This is a genomic window from Pararhodobacter marinus, assembly GCF_003122215.1.
In the GTDB taxonomy this organism is placed as follows: Bacteria; Pseudomonadota; Alphaproteobacteria; order Rhodobacterales; family Rhodobacteraceae; genus Pararhodobacter; species Pararhodobacter marinus.
This window is the reverse complement of the sequence record NZ_QEYD01000016.1, coordinates 43,717-60,547: the sequence shown is the minus strand read 5'-3', so window position 1 is coordinate 60,547 and position 16,831 is coordinate 43,717. Positions and strand designations below refer to the sequence as shown.

The 16,831-nt window shown below is 67.7% G+C and carries 16 protein-coding genes; 5 read left to right on the top strand and 11 right to left on the bottom strand.

Annotated elements, in window-relative coordinates; translation table 11 throughout:
- Positions 1 to 4: 4 nt before the first annotated feature.
- Positions 5 to 1,003: an aldo/keto reductase gene (locus C4N9_RS20360; protein ID WP_109535179.1), complete on the bottom strand. Its 999-nt coding sequence runs from the start codon at positions 1,001 to 1,003 to the stop codon at positions 5 to 7.
- 92 nt (positions 1,004 to 1,095) lie between these two features.
- Here C4N9_RS20360 and C4N9_RS20355 point away from each other — a divergent pair, with 92 nt between their 5' ends.
- On the top strand, positions 1,096 to 1,770 hold the full coding sequence (locus C4N9_RS20355; RefSeq protein WP_109535178.1) for an NYN domain-containing protein: 675 nt from the start codon (positions 1,096 to 1,098) through the stop codon (positions 1,768 to 1,770).
- Between the two features lie 108 nt (positions 1,771 to 1,878).
- On the opposite strand, the gene C4N9_RS20350 is transcribed toward C4N9_RS20355, so the two are convergent.
- The 6 genes from C4N9_RS20350 to C4N9_RS20325 all read right to left on the bottom strand — a co-directional run bounded on the left by C4N9_RS20350 (position 1,879) and on the right by C4N9_RS20325 (position 8,171).
- Entirely contained in the window at positions 1,879 to 2,619 is a 741-nt protein-coding gene (locus C4N9_RS20350; protein ID WP_109535177.1) for a YebC/PmpR family DNA-binding transcriptional regulator, read from the bottom strand.
- Positions 2,620 to 2,804: 185 nt separating this feature from the next.
- Positions 2,805 to 3,314 carry a CarD family transcriptional regulator gene (locus tag C4N9_RS20345; RefSeq protein WP_109535176.1) on the bottom strand — a complete coding sequence of 170 codons (510 nt, stop codon included), beginning with the start codon at positions 3,312 to 3,314 and terminating at the stop codon, positions 2,805 to 2,807.
- Positions 3,315 to 3,621: 307 nt separating this feature from the next.
- Positions 3,622 to 3,960 carry a ferredoxin FdxA gene (gene fdxA / locus C4N9_RS20340; protein ID WP_109535175.1) on the bottom strand — a complete coding sequence of 113 codons (339 nt, stop codon included), beginning with the start codon at positions 3,958 to 3,960 and terminating at the stop codon, positions 3,622 to 3,624.
- 168 nt (positions 3,961 to 4,128) lie between these two features.
- Positions 4,129 to 4,536, bottom strand: coding sequence for an RNA-binding S4 domain-containing protein (locus tag C4N9_RS20335; RefSeq protein ID WP_245902647.1), 408 nt, complete (start codon positions 4,534 to 4,536; stop codon positions 4,129 to 4,131).
- Positions 4,533 to 7,529 carry a helicase-related protein gene (locus C4N9_RS20330; RefSeq protein WP_109535174.1) on the bottom strand — a complete coding sequence of 999 codons (2,997 nt, stop codon included), beginning with the start codon at positions 7,527 to 7,529 and terminating at the stop codon, positions 4,533 to 4,535. The genes C4N9_RS20335 and C4N9_RS20330 overlap by 4 nt, the downstream gene beginning before the upstream one ends.
- 87 nt (positions 7,530 to 7,616) lie before the next feature.
- Positions 7,617 to 8,171 (bottom strand): tetratricopeptide repeat protein, encoded by a 555-nt coding sequence (locus C4N9_RS20325; protein WP_245902646.1) that lies wholly within the window; start codon positions 8,169 to 8,171, stop codon positions 7,617 to 7,619.
- 152 nt (positions 8,172 to 8,323) lie between these two features.
- On the opposite strand from C4N9_RS20325, the gene C4N9_RS20320 reads away from it, so the two are divergent.
- The 3 genes from C4N9_RS20320 to C4N9_RS20310 all read left to right on the top strand — a co-directional run bounded on the left by C4N9_RS20320 (position 8,324) and on the right by C4N9_RS20310 (position 11,551).
- On the top strand, positions 8,324 to 8,608 hold the full coding sequence (locus C4N9_RS20320; protein WP_109535172.1) for an SCP2 sterol-binding domain-containing protein: 285 nt from the start codon (positions 8,324 to 8,326) through the stop codon (positions 8,606 to 8,608).
- A gap of 9 nt (positions 8,609 to 8,617) precedes the next feature.
- Positions 8,618 to 9,553, top strand: a complete 936-nt coding sequence (locus tag C4N9_RS20315; RefSeq protein WP_109535171.1) for an alpha/beta fold hydrolase — start codon at positions 8,618 to 8,620, stop codon at positions 9,551 to 9,553.
- A 102-nt stretch (positions 9,554 to 9,655) separates the two neighbouring features.
- Positions 9,656 to 11,551 carry an acyl-CoA synthetase gene (locus C4N9_RS20310; protein WP_109535170.1) on the top strand — a complete coding sequence of 632 codons (1,896 nt, stop codon included), beginning with the start codon at positions 9,656 to 9,658 and terminating at the stop codon, positions 11,549 to 11,551.
- A 195-nt stretch (positions 11,552 to 11,746) separates the two neighbouring features.
- Here C4N9_RS20310 and mtaB read toward each other — a convergent pair whose 3' ends face one another.
- Positions 11,747 to 13,006 carry a tRNA (N(6)-L-threonylcarbamoyladenosine(37)-C(2))-methylthiotransferase MtaB gene (gene mtaB / locus C4N9_RS20305; protein ID WP_109535200.1) on the bottom strand — a complete coding sequence of 420 codons (1,260 nt, stop codon included), beginning with the start codon at positions 13,004 to 13,006 and terminating at the stop codon, positions 11,747 to 11,749.
- Between the two features lie 14 nt (positions 13,007 to 13,020).
- Positions 13,021 to 13,848: a diaminopimelate epimerase gene (gene dapF, locus C4N9_RS20300; RefSeq protein WP_109535169.1), complete on the bottom strand. Its 828-nt coding sequence runs from the start codon at positions 13,846 to 13,848 to the stop codon at positions 13,021 to 13,023.
- A gap of 60 nt (positions 13,849 to 13,908) precedes the next feature.
- Between dapF and C4N9_RS20295 the strand changes: the two genes are divergently transcribed.
- A complete protein-coding gene (locus C4N9_RS20295) occupies positions 13,909 to 14,895 on the top strand; it encodes a 2-dehydropantoate 2-reductase (protein ID WP_109535168.1) in 987 nt (328 codons plus the stop codon).
- 202 nt (positions 14,896 to 15,097) lie between these two features.
- Here C4N9_RS20295 and C4N9_RS20290 read toward each other — a convergent pair whose 3' ends face one another.
- Together C4N9_RS20290 and pheS are read right to left on the bottom strand one after the other, a co-directional pair.
- Positions 15,098 to 15,697, bottom strand: coding sequence for an HAD-IA family hydrolase (locus tag C4N9_RS20290; protein ID WP_168192302.1), 600 nt, complete (start codon positions 15,695 to 15,697; stop codon positions 15,098 to 15,100).
- A 14-nt stretch (positions 15,698 to 15,711) separates the two neighbouring features.
- On the bottom strand, positions 15,712 to 16,773 hold the full coding sequence (gene pheS, locus C4N9_RS20285; protein ID WP_109535166.1) for a phenylalanine--tRNA ligase subunit alpha: 1,062 nt from the start codon (positions 16,771 to 16,773) through the stop codon (positions 15,712 to 15,714).
- Positions 16,774 to 16,831: the final 58 nt, after the last annotated feature.

Here is a 16,831-nt window from a genome sequence, read left to right as displayed (position 1 = left end):
GCGTTCAGCAATAGCGCTCGGGGCCGATCCACTGGTCATCGCTGTAGCGGTCGCCATGCGCCCAGCCGACCGGCAGCACGGACTCGATCCGCGCGAGATCCTCGGGCGTAAGGGTGATCTCGGCACCGCGCAGGCATTCCTCGAAATGCTGGACCGACCGGGTGCCCGGAATGGGCAGCACATGCGCGCCCTGCGCCAGCAGCCAGGCATTGGCGAGCGCCGCCGCCGGCTCGCCCTTTTCCGCCGCCAGTGCACGGAACGCGTCGGTGGTCTTCAGATTGGCGGGGTAGTTTTCGGGGCGGAACCGCGGATTGCCCTTCAGGAAGGGAATGTCCGCCACGCGGTCCATCGGGATCGGCGCATCGGTCAGAAGCCCGCGCCCAACCGGCGAGAAAGCCACCAGCGCGGCGCCCAGCTCGGCGCAGGCCTGCACGAGGCCCAGCTCGGGCGCGCGGCTTTGCAGCGAGTACTCCGACTGCACCGCGTCGATCCGCGTCACCGCCGCCGCGCGGCGCAGCGTGGCCGGCGCGATTTCCGAGAACCCTATCGCCCGGGTCTTGCCCGACTTACGCAGCCGCTCAAGCGTTTCGGCGACTTCCTCGACCGGCCGCGAGGCTTCGCGGCGATGGACATAGAACAGGTCGACATGGTCGACGCCCAGCTTCTGCAGGCTCTTGTCCAGCTCGCTTTCCAGATGCTCGGCATCGTTGCGCAGAACCCGCTTGCCGTCGGCATCCTGCGAAATCGACGCCTTGGTGGCGATCACGAATTCGTCGCGTGCGCCCTTGTTGCGCGCCAGGTAGCTGCCGATCCAGCGCTCGGACCGGCCCCCGCCATAGACATTCGCGGTATCGAGATGCGTCACGCCCCGCGCGCGCATCGTGTCAAGGATCGCATGCGAGGCCTCTTCGCTGGTGGGGCCGTAAAAATCCGAGAACGACATGGCGCCATAACCGATGGCCGAGAGTTCGATCCCCGAGGATCCGAGTTTGCGCGTTTGCATCCGATGCTCCGAAATGGTGATGTGCCATAACTGCGAAGATCGGCGGGTGGGGTCAACCCGTTCGATCCGGTTCGCCTCGCCTTCGGTGCCGCATGAAACCCTCGGATCCCCTTTCCGCCCCCCTCACCCGCTGCCGCGCCGTGGCGCTTCTGGTCGATGGCGAGAATGTCTCGCCCGGTCAGGCCGCCGCCTGCCACGAAGCCGCCGCCGCGCTGGGTCCGGTGACGGTGGCGCGCGTTTACGGCGATGCGCGCAATATCGGCACGTGGCTGGAAAAGCCGGGCTACCACGCGGTCCATGCGGGCAGCGGGCGCAACCTGACCGACATGCTGCTGACGGTCGAGGCGATGGCGCTGGCCTTTTCCGGCGATGTCGACGGCTTCGCGTTGGCCAGCAATGACGGCGATTTCACGCCGCTGGTGCAGGCCCTGACGGCGCGCGGCTTCCCGGTTCTGGGGCTCGTCGGCCCGGCCGCGTCGGGGATCCTGCGGGCGAGCTTCACGCAGGTGCAGGTCCTCGCGCCGCCGAAGGCCCCGAAAGCGGCGAAAAGCGCCGCGCCGCCCCCCAGACCCGCGCCCGAGATCACCGCCCGCGCCGCGCTCGCCGACGGCCCCGTCACGCCGCAGGTCTTCGCGCGGGCGATGCAGATTGCGGGCCATACCGTGCCCAAAGGCTCGGCCGGATGGCGCGCCTGGGCGAAGAAAAGCCTCCCGGGCTTTGTCGTCGAGGGCAGCGGCCCCGCGACGCGCTATCGGGTCGGCCCGTGACCGGCTTCGGCTTTTCAGTCTGCCGGAAATACTCCGGGGGGTGAATTTGCCGCAAGGCAAAGAGGGGGGCAGCGCCCCCCTCCTGTCACGCCGTTGCGGGCACAGCGCTCAGAGCTGTTCCATCACCGCGTCCGAGGCCTCGAAATTCGCCGTCACGCTCTGGACGTCGTCGTCGTCTTCCAGCGCGTCGATCAGCTTCATCAGCTTCTGCATCCCGTCGAGATCGAGCTCGGTGGTGGTCTGCGGCTTCCAGACCAGCTTGGTCGATTCCGATTCGCCCAGCGTGGCTTCCAGCGCCGTCGACACCTCGTTCACGTCCTCGAAGGCGCACCAGATGACATGGCCGTCCTCGCTGCTTTCGACGTCGTCGGCGCCGGCGTTGATCGCCGCTTCCATCACCGCATCGGCATCGCCCGCCGAGGCCGGATAGACGATCTGCCCGACACGGTCGAACATGAAGCCCACCGACCCCGTCTCGCCCAGGTTGCCGCCGTTCTTGGCAAAGGTCGAGCGCACGTTCGACGCGGTGCGGTTGCGGTTGTCGGTCATCGTCTCGACGATCACGGCGACGCCGCCGGGGCCGTAACCCTCGTAGCGGATTTCCTCATAGGCGTCGGCATCGCCGCCGGTCGCCTTCTTGATCGCGCGTTCGATATTGTCCTTGGGCATCGATTGCGACTTGGCTTCCTTGATGGCCAGCCGCAGGCGCGGGTTCTTGTCGGGATCGGGATCGCCCATCTTCGCGGCGACGGTGATCTCTTTCGAGAATTTCGAGAACAGCTTCGAACGGGCGGCATCCTGCCGGCCCTTGCGATGCTGGATGTTGGCCCATTTGGAATGGCCTGCCATGATACGCTCCGGGTCTTCGTCTTCGTGTCGGGGACTTTGGGATTGCGCTTGGCTATAATGCAGTCAGGCCTTTGCTGGCAAGTCCGGCCGATCCTGCCCGCGCACCGGCGCCCCTTCCACCGTCGCGCAACGCAAAACCCCGGACCGACGGCCCGGGGTTTCCCAATTTTCGCGGTGCCGTGCGCTCAGGCCGCGCGGGCGACGAGGACGTCGTCGACCTGCTTGGCGGCGCCGGCTTCGTCGATGCCCGAGACGGCAGCGACTTCGCGCGTCAGACGTTCGAGCGCGGCTTCATAAAGCTGACGCTCGGAATAGGATTGCTCCCGCTGGTCGTCGGTGCGGTGCAAGTCGCGCACCACTTCGGCAATGGCCAGCAGATCGCCCGAGTTGATCTTCTGTTCGTATTCCTGCGCGCGGCGCGACCACATGGCGCGCTTGACGCGGGCCTTGCCCTTGAGCGTGGCGAGCGCCTTGGCCACCACGTCGGGGGTCGAGAGCGAGCGCATGCCGACGGCCGTGGCCTTTTCGGTGGGAACGCGCAGGGTCATCTTGTCCTTCTCGAACGAGATGACGAAAAGCTCGAGCTGCATCCCGGCGATTTCACGCTCCTCGATCGACACGATCTGGCCGACGCCATGCGCCGGATAGACCACGAATTCGTTGGGGCGGAAGTCGGACTTACGGGTTTTGCTCATTCTTCAGCTTCCTCGAGTTGTGCCCGAACTCCGGCGTCAAGAAAGCCCACGGGAGCCGAAGCATCCCGTCGGATCGAATCTCGGAGCCAAAAAAAACATCGCACAGGCGAGCAGCACTGCGGATGCCGGACAGATCATTGTTGTAGCAATCTTGTAACACGAATCGGCCCCGAATCAAAGCACGGAATCCGATCCCACGCTGCACTGCAACGTGAATGTTTGCGCCAACGGCGCCTTTCTGCCACCCGGCCGGCCCCCAAGATCGCCTGGGCCGACCTTTCGTCGCGGCACCGCCGGGGCGGTGCGCTCAGCTGCCCTCGCCGGGGGCTTCCGAGAAATACTTGTCCAGCTTGTCGGGCTCGCCGTCGCGGTCCTGCGCCTCGGGCAGAGGCTCGCGGCGCTGGGTGATGACGGGCCAGATCTCAGCATATTTGCGGTTCAGCTCGACCCAGCTTTCCAGCCCCGGCTCGGTATCCGGGCGGATCGCGTCTGCCGGGCATTCCGGTTCGCACACGCCGCAATCGATGCATTCGTCGGGGTGGATGGCAAGGAAGTTCTCACCCTCGTAGAAACAGTCGACGGGGCAGACCTCGACACAATCGGTGTACTTGCAGGCGATGCAGTTGTCGGTCACGACATAGGTCATCTGGGTCTCGCTACCATCCGGCTTTCGGCTTCGACCGCGGACTTAACCTCGTTGGCCGCCGCAATCAAGGCGCCTCGGGCGGCTTGCGGCAATGTGGGTGCCGCTCGGGCCTGTCCCGCGCCGGAAACAGCATTGTTGCAAACCGGATGCCCGGAATCGCGGCCGGCCTCAGTCGGGATCGCGGAACGCGTCGAGCTGCCGGCGCGCCTTGCCGGTGGGGCGCCCGCCCGCCTCGGCCTGCGGCTTGCCCGCCTCGGCAGGGCGCGGTTCGGGCGGGGGCGAGAGATCGTCGTAGAGCGCCTGCGCTTCGGGCGCAGGGCCGCGCCGCAGACCGGGGGCCCGCACCCGCACAACGCGGACCTGACGGCCCTGCACGAAGGTCAGCACGTCGCTTGGTTTAACGGCGGTCGAGGGTTTCGAGACCGGCTGACCGTTCAGCCGCATCGGTCCGCCCACAGCGGCGGCGGCAAGGCTGCGCGATTTGAAGAACCGCGCATGCCAGAGCCATTTGTCCAGACGGATCGGCCCCTCGCCCAGCGAAGTCGGGGGCGGGGAGCCGGTCGCGTCGTCGGTCACTTCTTGTCCTTCAGCCCCATCAGCGCGGCGGCGAAGGGGTTGTCCGGGTCGATCCGGTCGCGCTTGCGCTCAGGGCCCGACGAGAAGCTGCGGGGCTGCTGGCCGCGCTTGTCGCCCGGCTTGCCCTTCCCGCCTTTCGGGCCGCCCTTGGGGCCGCCCTTGGGACGTTCGCCGCGCGGGCCGTCGGATTTGCCGCCGTCGCGGCGCGGACGGTCGCCCTTGTCGCGCGGACCTCCCTCGCGGGCACCGTCGCGGGCGCCGTGCTCTGCGCCCTGCTCGCGGCGCGGAGCGCCCCGGCGCGGGCCGTCGCCGCGATTGTGGCGCGGACGGGGAGACCAGCGGAAGGTGTAGAACACCTCCATCTCGTCCGCAGCTTCGCCCTCGGCCTTGGCGACGGTCGTGCCGTCGGTCGCCTCGATGTCGGCGCCTTCGACCGGCACTTCTGCCGAACCGTCGGGAGCATCGGGCGCCGGTTCGGCGGGGGCCGCGTCGGCCGACGGCTCGGCGGCGGGGTCGGACGGCTCGTCGTTGTCGGCCGCGATGCGCGCCGCTTCGGCCTCGCTGCGGGCCTTGGCGGCGATGTCTTCGGCGGTGGCCTCGGCGCTGGGCTGCGGACGGGTCTTGATCCGCTCACCCTTCTCGGCGCCATAGCCCAGCCCCTGCATCAGGTCGGCGAATTGCTCAAGCGTCATGCCGGTGATCGACAGCATGTCGGGCGTGGCCTCGAAGCCGGCGCGCGCATCCTTGGTCCGCACCAGATCCGCCAGACGCTCCAGCATGTCGATGCGGATCGCGCGCGACCCGGCGGGGCGGTAGCCCGACAGCGTGTAATGCTGCGCCGGAACCTCGGGCAGGTTGGGGATCGTCACCAGACCCGGCGGCGGGCTTTCGGGGAAAGTCTCCAGCCCCTCGGCCAGCGACCACAGCACCAGCCGCAGGCGGGTCGGCGCGGGTTTCAGCAGCGCGGGCAGGAAGATGGTGAACTGGCCGAAGCGGACGCCATGCTTGCGCAGCGCGCCACGGGCTTCCTGATCGAGCGTCTTCACCTCGTCCGCGACGCCTTCGCGCGGGATCACGCCCAGCGCTTCGACCAGGCGGAAGGCAAAGCCGCGCGGCAGGCCGGTCAGCGTTTCGTCGCGCTGCAGGTTCACGAGCGGCTCGAACTGCGCGGCGATCTTGCGGTCGATGAAATGCTGCAGGCGGCGGCGCACCTTCTCGGCGACATCCGGCCCGGCTTCGTCGTCGACGAAAGCCTGCACCTGCGGACGCAGCGCATCGGCGCCGGCAACCAGCTTGCCGACCGCTTCCGAGCCCCACATCAGGCCACCCTGCTCGGTGAAATCCATCTCGGTATCGGGGGCGTTATAGAACTTGTCCGCGCGCAGGTTGAACGCGGGCGCCAGCGCCGCGACGGCGGCCTGCCGCAGGGTCCTGGCTTCGTCCGGGGACGCGGTTTTGTCCTGACGGAAGCGGAACCCTTCGAGACGGCCGAGGAGTTCCCCGTCCACCGTCACTTCACCCTTGTCGTTCACCTCGGCCACAAGGCTCTCCTTCTGGTTCAACCGGCGCATCAACACGCTCGTGCGCCGGTCAACAAATGCTGCGGTCAGCCGCGCGTGCAGCGCATCCGACAGGCGGTCTTCTACAGCGCGCGTTTCCCCGCGCCAATGGCTTTCGTCATCCACCCAACCGGCCCGCTGCGCCACATAAGTCCATGTGCGGATAAAGGCCAGCCGTCGCGACAAGGTATCGATGTCGCCCTGTGTCCGGTCGATCCGCGCAATCGCCCGGGCCAGCCAGTCGGTGGGTATGCGACCCCCATCATGCAGGAACTCGAAGAGCTTCGCCAAGAGGGTCGTGTGCTCGGTATGCGAAATCCCGCGGAAATCGGGGATCCGGCACACATCCCACAGCAGACGCACGTCGCGGGCATTGCGCAGCCGCGACGTCACCTCGGGCATCGCGTTAAGGCTTTTCAGCGCCATCAGGTCGTCGGATTCGCGCACGCGGGTCAGCCATTCGTCGCGCGTGGGCCGCTCCAGGCTGTCGATGAGCCGCTCGGCCGTGCCGAATTCCAGCCGCGCATTGCGCCATTGCAGTTTGCGGACCGGCAGGAACTGGTGGTTCTCGATCGCCTCGACGACCTCGGGATGCAGGGGCCGTGCCTCGCCCGTGACGCCGAAGGTGCCCGCCGACGTGTGCCGCCCTGCCCGCCCGGCGATCTGCGCCAGCTCGTCAGGATTGAGCGGGCGCATCCGGCGACCATCGAATTTCGAGGTGCCGGCAAAGGCCACGTGCCGGATATCGAGGTTCAGCCCCATGCCGATGGCATCCGTCGCCACCAGGTAATCGACATCGCCGTTCTGGTAGAGATCCACCTGAGCGTTCCGCGTGCGCGGGCTCAGCGCGCCCATGACGATGGCGCAGCCGCCCTTCTGACGGCGGATCAGCTCGGCGATGGCATAGACGTTCTCCACGCTGAACGCGACGATGGCCGAGCGCGTCGGCATCCGGGCGATCTTTTTCGATCCGGCATAGGACAGGACCGACATCCGCTCGCGCCGCACGAATTGCACGCCGGGGATCAGTGCGGCAATGGCGCCCCGCATCGTGTCCGAGCCCAGGAACAGCGTCTCGTGCAGGCCGCGCGCATTGAGCAGCCGGTCGGTAAAGACATGGCCCCGGTCCAGATCGGCGCAGAGCTGGATCTCGTCGATGGCGACGAAATCGGCGCCGATTTCCAGGGGCATCGCCTCGGTCGTGCAGACCCAGTATTGCGTGCGCTCCGGCACGATGCGCTCTTCGCCCGTGACCAGCGCCACGACCGAGGGGCCGCGCAGCGCCACGATGCGGTCATAGACCTCGCGCGCGAGCAGGCGCAGCGGCAGGCCGATGACGCCCGTGCGGTGGCTGAGCATCCGCTCGATGGCGTAATGGGTCTTGCCGGTATTGGTGGGACCCAGGACCGCCGTAACCCGGCTTTTGGTATTCATGCGATCTGCCTGCTGCCTCGGTCCACGGGCTTGATGTCCACGGGCTTCTCGCCCGAAACGTTTGTGACGCGCCCGGCCCGCCCGGTGCTAAAGCGCCTGCCCTTCCGAGGCAAGCTCAAGCCGGCGCATCGCGTCGATCACGCCCTGCTGATGGGGATGGATGGCAAGCGAGGCGCGATAGGCCCTCAGCGCATCCTGATCGCGTTCGAGCTGCTCCATGATCTGGCCCAGCCCGGCCAGCGCGCCGAAATGATGGGGATTGAGCCGCAGCACCTGTTCGATATCGGACAGCGACTGCCCCAGCCTGTTGGCCAGAAAGTAGGCGGTGGCGCGACCGTTCCAGGCCTCGGCGAAATCGGGCGCGTAATCGATCACCGCGCTGAAATGCGAGATCGCGGTTTCCGCCTGCCCGGCCTGAAGCGCCTCCTGCCCGCGCTGGAACAGGTAGTCGATGGTCGCCGAGCCCGACTGCCCCCATTCGCGCAGGATCTGCCGTTCGATGCGCATCCAGCGTTCCTGTTGCGGATCGGCCAGTTCATCAAGCAGCGTCGCCAGGTCGGTCGCCTGCGCACCAGCGGGGCGCGCAAAGAACGCGGGCACGAACGCCGCAGAAAAGGGCACGGCCATGGCTGCGGGCGTCATAATTGACGTTAACGTCAGCGTTGCCGCCACGACAGGATTGAGGATGCGTTTCGCCTGCGCCATAGTCCCGAAAATAGCGTACCCGACCGGAAAAGCGAGGGGGTCGTCGGGCCCGTTCAATTCTTCCCCCATCACGATCAGGACAAGACATCATGAGCGAGATCATCGACCAGGCCGTCGCAGCGCTTTCGGCCAAGGTGGACAGCTTCGACGGCTCGGCGAAATTCGTCATCGAGAACGAGGGCTCGATCGTTCTGGACGGCGCGGGCGTGCGCGAATCGGACGATGACACGGATGTCACCCTGACCGCCTCGGCCGAGACGTTCCAGGCGATCATGGAAGGCGACGTGAACCCGACCATGGCCTTCATGCAGGGCAAGCTGAAGATCGACGGCTCGATGGGCGAGGCGATGAAGCTCGCCTCGGTTCTGGGCTGACGCGCGGCGATGGCCGTCGCGCGCCCGCTTGAACGGGATGGCGGCCCGCCGGGCGGCCATGCGCGGTACCTGACGGCGCTTGACGGCGCTCGCATCCGGCTTGGCCACTGGCCCGCGCCCGAAGGCGGCAAGGGCCATGTGCTGATCCTGCCCGGGCGCACCGAGTATATCGAGAAATACGGGCTGGTGGCGCGCGATCTGCACGCCGCCGGCTGGGGCAGTTTCGCGCTGGACTGGCGCGGACAGGGGCTGGCCGACCGGGCCTTCAGTGACGGGCTGAAGGGGCATGTGGGCGATTTCGCCGAATTCCAGCGCGATCTGGACGTGGCGCTCGACGCGATCCGCGACATCGCCGGCGCGCGCGTGCCGTGGCTCGCGCATTCCATGGGCGGCTGCATCGCGCTGCGCGGGCTGATCCGCGGCAAGACCCCGCCCGCCATCGCCTTCAGCGCGCCGATGCTGGGCCTGTCGAACCCGGCGGGGCAATTGCGCGCCTTGGGGCTTGTGGCGGGACTGGCGCGGCTCTTCCGGCTGGACAACGGCTATGCACCGACCACGGGTCCGACCTATGGCATCGCGACCGAGCGGTTCGAGGGAAACAACCTGACCACCGACCCCGAGCAATACGCGCGGATGAAGGCGCAGATCGCCGCCGAGCCGCGCTTCGGGCTGGGCGGACCCTCGCTGCGCTGGATGGGGGCGGCCCTGCGCGAGATGGCAGCGCTGGCGCAAGCGCCCTCGCCCGCGATCCCGGCCCTGTTCGGGCTGGGCCTCGACGAGGCCATCGTCGGCCCCGCGCAGATTCGCGCGCGCGTTGCCAACTGGCCCGGCGCCGAGCTGGTCGAATATCCCGGCGCCCGGCATGAATTGCTGATGGAGCGCGCCGAAATCCGCGACGATTTCCTGGGCCGCAGCATGGCCTTGTTCGCGCGTCACGCTAGCTGAAAGACAGCGACGCGACGGCAGGCGGAGCGGGCGATTGCAACCCCCCTGTCTTCGCGCCAAGATCGCCTGATCGCGACAGGCGCGTCTGGGAGGACGACACAAATGACGAGCAAATTCGCAAGCCTTGCGGATCGCAACGCCATCGAGGCCGAAATGCCCTGGGCGGACCGGGACATGCCCGCCACGGTCTACGATCAGGTCACGCGCACCGCGCTGACGCATGGCCGGCGCAATGCCGTCTCGTTCCAGCTGTTCTCGGATGACGGCGCCGCTGCCGAAACGCTGACCTGGACCGAGTTCCACGCCAAGGTCACACAGGCCGCGAACCTGTTTCGCAGCCTCGGTGTGGGGCCGACCGACACCGTGGCCTTCGTGCTGCCCACGATCAACGAAACCGCGATCACGCTGTTCGGCGCGATGACGGCGGGGATCGTCAACCCGATCAACCCGCTGATGGAGCCCGAGAAGATCGCCGGAATCCTGCGCGAGACGAAGGCCAAAGTCGTCGTCACGCTGCGCGCCTTCCCGAAATCCGACGTGGCGCAGAAAGTGGCCGAGGCGGTGGCGAACGCGCCCTCCGTGAAGACCGTGCTCGAGGTGGATCTCAACCACTACGTGACCGGCATCAAGAAGATGATCATCCCGCTGATCCGGCCCAAGAACCCGGTGCACCACACCGCGCGCGTCCTGAGCTTCTACCGCGAGATGGAAAAGCAGCCCTCGCAGCGGCTGACCTTCGATCAGGCCAAGAACGACCCGGTCTGCGCCTATTTCCATACCGGCGGCACCACGGGCCTGCCCAAGGTTGCCCAGCACCGCCATTCGGGCATCCTCTATAACGGCTGGATCGGCGCGACGCTCTTGATGAGCGAAACCGACGTCGTGCTCTGCCCGCTGCCGCTTTTCCACGTCTTCGCGGCCTATCCGGTGCTGATGTCGGTCACCTGCGCGGGCGCGCATGTGGTGATGCCGACGCCCGCGGGCTACCGGGGCGACGGGGTGTTCGACAATTTCTGGAAGCTGATCGAACGCTGGCAGGCGACCTTCGTGATCACCGTGCCGACCGCGCTGTCGGCCCTGATGCAACGCCCGGTCAATGCCGATATCGCCAGCCTCAAGAGCGGTTTCTCGGGCTCGGCCCCGCTGCCGCAGGAACTCTACCGCCGGTTCGAGGAAGCGACCGGCGTGTCGATCATCGAAGGCTACGGGCTGACCGAGGCCACCTGCCTCGTGTCCTGCAACCCGATCAGCGGCGAGAAGAAGGTGGGCTCGGTCGGCATCCCCTTCCCCTATTGCAACGTGCGCATCCTGCATCACGGCGCCGATGGCGGCGTCAGCAAGGAATGCGGCCCCGACGAGGTGGGCGAGATCTGCATCTCCAACCCCGGCGTGATCCCCGGTTCGACCTATACCGAGAAAGCCAAGAATGACGGGCTTTACGCGGATGGAAGCTGGCTGCGCACCGGCGATCTGGGACGGATCGACGCCGATGGCTATCTGTGGATCACCGGCCGCGCCAAGGACCTGATCATCCGCGGCGGGCATAATATCGACCCGGCGATGATCGAGGAGGCGCTGCTCAGCCATCCCTCGGTCGCCTTCGTCGGCGCCATCGGCCAGCCCGACGCCAAGGCGGGCGAATTGCCCTGCGCCTATGTCGAACTGGTGGGCGGCAAGACGGTGACCGAGCGCGACCTGGCCGATCACGCCGCGAACCGCATCCCCGAACGCGCGGCGGTGCCGAAATACATCGAGATTCTGCCCGAATTGCCGAAAACCGCGGTCGGCAAGGTCTTCAAACCCGACCTGCGGCGGCTGGCGATCACCCGGGTCTTCGACGAGACGCTGAAAGAGGCGAAGCTCGACGCGACGGTGGCCGAGGTGATCGAGGACAAGAAACGCGGCCTCGTGGCCCGCATCGACGCGGCGCCCGGGGTGGATGACGCGAAACTGACCGAGATCCTGGGCCAGTTCTCGGTCCCGTGGGAAAAGGTCTGACGCGCGCCAGCGCTCCGCTACGCCGAGCTCGCCTATCCCTTCCGGGCATTCCAAAGGACAGCGATCCGGCGTTAACACCCGGTTAACCGCCCATCATTACGCCACAAATATCCTCGGGGGGTGAATTGGCCAAAGGCCAAGAGGGGGGCAGACAGCCCCCCTTCCTCGCGCAGAACATGGCGCATCCGCCGGCCCTCAGGAACCCGCCTGCAACTGCCGTCCGTCATGCCCCAGGATCCGGGCGGGCAATATCTGGCCGACCGGGCGGTCGCTCTCGAACACGACTTCGGTGAATTGCTCGGTCCGGCCCATCCGGGGGTTTTCCATCAGCACGCGGTGATCGCGCCCGACCTGCTGCGCCAGGTGGCGCGCGGCGACCGTCTCGCCCAGCGCGCGCAGCCGCGCCGCGCGCTCCTTGATCTGCGGTTTCGCGACCTGCGGCATCCGCGCCGCGGGCGTGCCCTTGCGGGGCGAATAGGGAAAGACATGCAGCCATGTCAGCCCGCATTCCTCGACCAGCTTCAGCGAGTTTTCGAACATCTCTTCGGTTTCGGTCGGGAAACCGGCGATGATGTCGGCGCCATAGATCAGGTCGGGCCGTGCCGCGCGCATCTCCTCGCAAAAACGGATCGCGTCGTCGCGCAGGTGGCGGCGTTTCATCCGCTTCAGGATCATGTCGTCGCCCGCCTGCAAGGACAGGTGCAGATGCGGCATCAGGCGCGGCTCGGTGGCGATCGCCTCGATCAGCGCGGGATCGGCCTCGACCGAATCGATGGACGAGATCCGCAGCCGCTGAAGGTCGGGCACCAGTTTCAGGATCCGCCGCACCAGATCGCCCAGCTTCGGCTCGGCCGGCAGATCGGCGCCCCACGAGGTCAGGTCGACCCCCGTCAGCACCACTTCATTGTACCCCGCGCCGACCAGACGCTTGATCTGCTCGACCACCACCCCCGCCGGGACCGAGCGCGAATTGCCCCGGCCATAAGGGATGATGCAGAAGGTGCAGCGATGGTCGCAGCCGTTCTGGACCTGCACATAGGCGCGCGCGCGGGTGCCGAAGCCGTCGATCAGATGGCCCGCCGTCTCGCGCACGGACAGGATGTCATCGACCTGCACGCGCTCGGTCTCGCCGATCAGGTCGGGCGCCATGCCCACCCAGGTCTCGGGCTGCATTTTCTCGTGGTTGCCGATTACCCGCGTGACTTCGGGCATCGCGGCAAAGGTCTCGGGCTCGGTCTGCGCGGCGCAGCCTGTGACGATGATCGAGGCGCCGGGATTTTCCCGCGCGATGCGGCGGATTTCCTGCCGCGCCTTGCGCACGGCCTCGGCCGTGACCGCGCAGGTATTGACGACATGCGCATTCGCGACCCCCGCCGCCTGCGCAAGATCCTTCATCGCCTCGGTCTCATAGGCGTTGAGCCGACAACCCAGCGTCGTGAAGACGGGCGGCGTGATATCCGGCGCCCCGCTCATAGCCCGGCCAGGAATTCCGCCGTCAGCTCGGCGCGGAACACCTCGGCCACCGGCCCGGTCAGCCAGACGCCGTCGTCGCGCCAGTCGGCTTCAAGCCTGCCGCCATCGAGATCGAGCACCACGCGCGGCCCGGTCAGGCCCCGCCGCACCGCCGCCACCGCCGCCGCGCAGGCGCCCGAGCCGCAGGCCAGCGTCACGCCGGTGCCGCGTTCCCAGACCCGCATGCGCAGGTGATCCTCGCCCAGCAGGCTGATGAATTCGACATTCGTGCGCTCGGGAAACAGCGGATCGCGCTCGACCCGCGCGCCCTGCTCTTCCAGCGCGACCTTCTCGGCGTCATGGGTGATGAAGACGCAATGCGGATTGCCCATGCCCACACCCACCGGGTCGCCGTCGAGCGGCAGATGCAGGCTGTCCTGCGGCGCGCTGAGCGGGATCTTGTCCCAATCGGTCAGCGGCGGACCCATATTGACCCAGACGCGGCCGTTGCGGCGCTCGGCGGCCAGAAGCCCCCGCGCGGTACGGATGGTCAGAGCGTCGCGCCCGGTCTCGTCCATCACCATCGAGGCCACACAGCGCGTGGCATTGCCGCAGGCGCCCGCCATGGTCCCGTCGCTGTTCCAGAAATCGAGCGCCAAATCGGCATTCCCGGCATCGTGCAGCTCGGCCAGCTGATCGAACCCCACCCCCCGGTGCCGGTCGCCCAAAGCCGCCGCCAGTTTCGGCGTCGTCACCCGGTCGCGCCCGCGCGAATCGAGGATCACGAAGTCGTTGCCGGCTCCGTGCATCTTGCGGAAGGGAAGGCTCTGGGCTGTGTTGGTCATGGCGGGGCATATAGGCGCTTTCGCCGGGCGCTGCCAGTGGGAGACGGAAGGGGATCGGCCATGAGAATCGCGGTTTTCGGCGCAGGAGCCGTCGGGTGCTATATCGGTGGCCGGCTCGCCGCGGGCGGCGCGGGGGTGACGCTGATCGGGCGCCCGCGCCTCGCCCCCGCGCTGGCACGGGGGCTCGAGCTGACGGATTTCGACGGCGGGCGCGTGCGGACCGGGCCGCTGCGCTTCGCCCCGGGGGCAGAGGGCGCGGCAGGGGCGGATCTGGTTCTGATCTGCGTGAAAAGCCGCGACACCGAAACGGCCGTAGCCCTGAAAGCGTCCCTGACGCCCGGCATCCCGATCATCAGCCTGCAGAACGGCATTGACAACGCCGCCACGCTGGCCCGCGTTCTGGAACACCCGGTGGTCCCCGGCATGGTCGCCTTCAACGTCGCCTGGCAGGAGGAGGACGCGCTGCACCGGGGCACCGGGGGGGCGCTGCATAGCGGGCCGGTGCCCGATGCGGTGCAGGGGGCCTTCACCGCCGCCGGTCTGCCGCTGCAAATCCATGCCGACATGGCGCCCGTTCTCTGGGCCAAGCTGATGCTCAACCTCAACAATGCGATCAACGCGCTGTCGGGCCTGCCGCTGCGCGCCCAGCTCGAACAGCGCGATTACCGGCGCTGCCTCGCGCTGGCGCAGGAGGAATTCCTCGCGCTCTGTCACGAGGCCGGTCAACCCCTCGCCCGCCTCTCGCCCCTGCCCGCGCGCTGGATCCCGCGCGTGCTGCGGCTGCCCGATCCGCTGTTTCGGCTTGTGGCGGCGCAGATGCTGGCCATCGACCCGCTGGCGCGCTCGTCCATGGCCGACGATCTGCGGGCAGGGCGCGCGCCGGAACTCGACGCCCTGAACGGCGCCGTCGCGCGGCTGGCCGAAAGGCTGGGCCGGACCGCACCGGTCAATGCCCGGTTGACCGCGCTGGTGATCGAGGCCGCACGAACCGGCCGAAACCTGAGCGCCTCCGCCCTTCTGGCCGACCTGAGAACCGTTCCCGCGTGAGCGGGGGCTGCCGCCCCCGCACCCCCGCCCGGGGGAGAGGCACGCCCCTCCCCCGGCCCCCCTCCGTGGATATTTTGAGAACAAAGATGGGGCGTGAATACGTCGTTAACCGCGCATCTTTACGCCGGAAATATCCCGGGGGGTGAGCGCGCAGCGCGAGGGGGGCAGCGCCCCCCTGCCCTGTACCGCAGGCGCTCCCTGCTTACAGAAGCCCTTCGGCTACCAAGGCCCGCTCCAGCCGCGCAGGCCCCTTGAACAGATGCGCCTGCCAGCCCGCCGCGCGCGCCCCGGCGACATTCGCCGCGTTGTCGTCGATGAAAAGGCACGCCTCCGGCCGGGCGCCGGTCCGCTCGGTCAGCCGGTCGAAGATCCGGCGGTCGGGCTTGACGATTCCCAGCTGCCCCGAAACCAGCGTCACGTCGAAGACCTCGCCCAGGCGGGGATGCAGGCGCAGGGCCGTGGGCCATGTCTCGGCGGAGAAATTGGTGATCGCGTGGACCGGATGCCCGCGCGCGCGCAGTCGCTCGATCAGCGCGAAGCTGCCCTCGATGGACCGGGCGATGGCGCGGGGAAACAGCTCGGGATAGCGCGCCAGCAGGGCGCGGTCCGCGGCATCGTCCAATTCCGCCGCAAGCGTGGCGAACGGCGTTCCGGCATCGCCGCGCAGGTTCCGGCGTGCGAAGTCGATGCGCGCCAGAAATGCGTCGGCCCGGTCGCGCCCGCCGAGTTCGGGCGCGAAAGCGGCCACCGGGTCGAAGTCGATCAGCACCTTGCCGATATCGAAGACGACAGGGGTGACCACCGGCGGCGCGCCGTTCAGCCCGCGTGCACGCTCGGCGCTTCCAGCGCGCCGAAGCCGTAATGGCGCAGCCAACGCAGGTCGCTTTCGAAGAACGCGCGCAGATCGGGGATGCCGTATTTCAGCATCGCCATGCGGTCGATCCCCATGCCGAAGGCAAAGCCCTGCCATGTGTCCGGGTCGATCCCGCCCGCCTGCAGCACCTTGGGATGCATCATCCCCGAGCCCAGCACTTCGAGCCAGCCATCCCCCTCGCCCACGCGCAGCTGTCCGCCTTCCCACGAGCACTGGATGTCGACCTCGGCCGAGGGCTCGGTGAAGGGGAAATGCGAGGCTCGGAAGCGGGTCTTCACCTTGGTGCCGAAATAGGCGGTGAAGAATTCCTCGAGCACCCATTTCAGGTTGGCCATCGAGATATCCTCGCCGATGGCCATGCCCTCGACCTGGTGGAACATCGGCGTATGCGTCAGGTCCATGTCCATCCGGTAGACGCGGCCCGGCGCGATCACGCGGATGGGCGCGCCCTGCTCCTGCATCGCGCGGATCTGCACCGGCGAGGTATGCGTGCGCAGCACGTGCGGCGGGCGGTTGTCGCCCTCGGCCCGGTGCATGAAGAACGTGTCGTGTTCCTGCCGCGCGGGGTGTTCGGGCGCGATGTTGAGCGCGTCGAAATTGTACCAGTCGGTTTCGATCTGCGGCCCCTCGGCGACGCGGAAGCCCATATCGGCGAAGATCGCCGTGACCTCTTCGGTCACATGGCTGACCGGGTGGATCGTGCCGCGCGCGCGGTGGCGGGCGGGCAGCGTCACATCCAGCCATTCGGCCTTGAGCCGCTCATCGAGCGCCGCGTCTTCCAGCGCCGCCTTCTTCGCACGGAAGGCGCTGTCCAGCTCGTTGCGCAGCTCGTTGAGCGCCTTGCCCACGGTCTGGCGCTCTTCGGGCGACATCTGGCCCAACTCGCGCATCTTCAGGCTGATCTCGCCCTTCTTGCCAAGCGCGGCGAGGCGCACCTCTTCCAGCGCCGCCTGATCGGCAGCGCCCGAGATGCGGGCAAGATAGGTTTCGCGCAGGTCTTGCATGACGACGGCCTCCAGAATCCGAGACTTCTGCTATCCGTGACGTGGCGTGATTGCAAGC

Coding starts and splice junctions, on each gene's coding strand:
- C4N9_RS20320 (WP_109535172.1), top strand. CDS start 8,324: ATGAGCGAGATCATCGACCAGGCCGTCGCAGCGCTTTCGGCCAAGGTG.
- C4N9_RS20355 (WP_109535178.1), top strand. CDS start 1,096: ATGAAACCCTCGGATCCCCTTTCCGCCCCCCTCACCCGCTGCCGCGCC.
- C4N9_RS20360 (WP_109535179.1), bottom strand. CDS start 1,003: ATGCAAACGCGCAAACTCGGATCCTCGGGGATCGAACTCTCGGCCATC.
- fdxA (WP_109535175.1), bottom strand. CDS start 3,960: ATGACCTATGTCGTGACCGACAACTGCATCGCCTGCAAGTACACCGAT.
- C4N9_RS20310 (WP_109535170.1), top strand. CDS start 9,656: ATGACGAGCAAATTCGCAAGCCTTGCGGATCGCAACGCCATCGAGGCC.
- C4N9_RS20325 (WP_245902646.1), bottom strand. CDS start 8,171: ATGACGCCCGCAGCCATGGCCGTGCCCTTTTCTGCGGCGTTCGTGCCC.
- pheS (WP_109535166.1), bottom strand. CDS start 16,773: ATGCAAGACCTGCGCGAAACCTATCTTGCCCGCATCTCGGGCGCTGCC.
- C4N9_RS20330 (WP_109535174.1), bottom strand. CDS start 7,529: ATGAATACCAAAAGCCGGGTTACGGCGGTCCTGGGTCCCACCAATACC.
- C4N9_RS20295 (WP_109535168.1), top strand. CDS start 13,909: ATGAGAATCGCGGTTTTCGGCGCAGGAGCCGTCGGGTGCTATATCGGT.
- C4N9_RS20350 (WP_109535177.1), bottom strand. CDS start 2,619: ATGGCAGGCCATTCCAAATGGGCCAACATCCAGCATCGCAAGGGCCGG.
- dapF (WP_109535169.1), bottom strand. CDS start 13,848: ATGACCAACACAGCCCAGAGCCTTCCCTTCCGCAAGATGCACGGAGCC.
- C4N9_RS20315 (WP_109535171.1), top strand. CDS start 8,618: ATGGCCGTCGCGCGCCCGCTTGAACGGGATGGCGGCCCGCCGGGCGGC.
- C4N9_RS20345 (WP_109535176.1), bottom strand. CDS start 3,314: ATGAGCAAAACCCGTAAGTCCGACTTCCGCCCCAACGAATTCGTGGTC.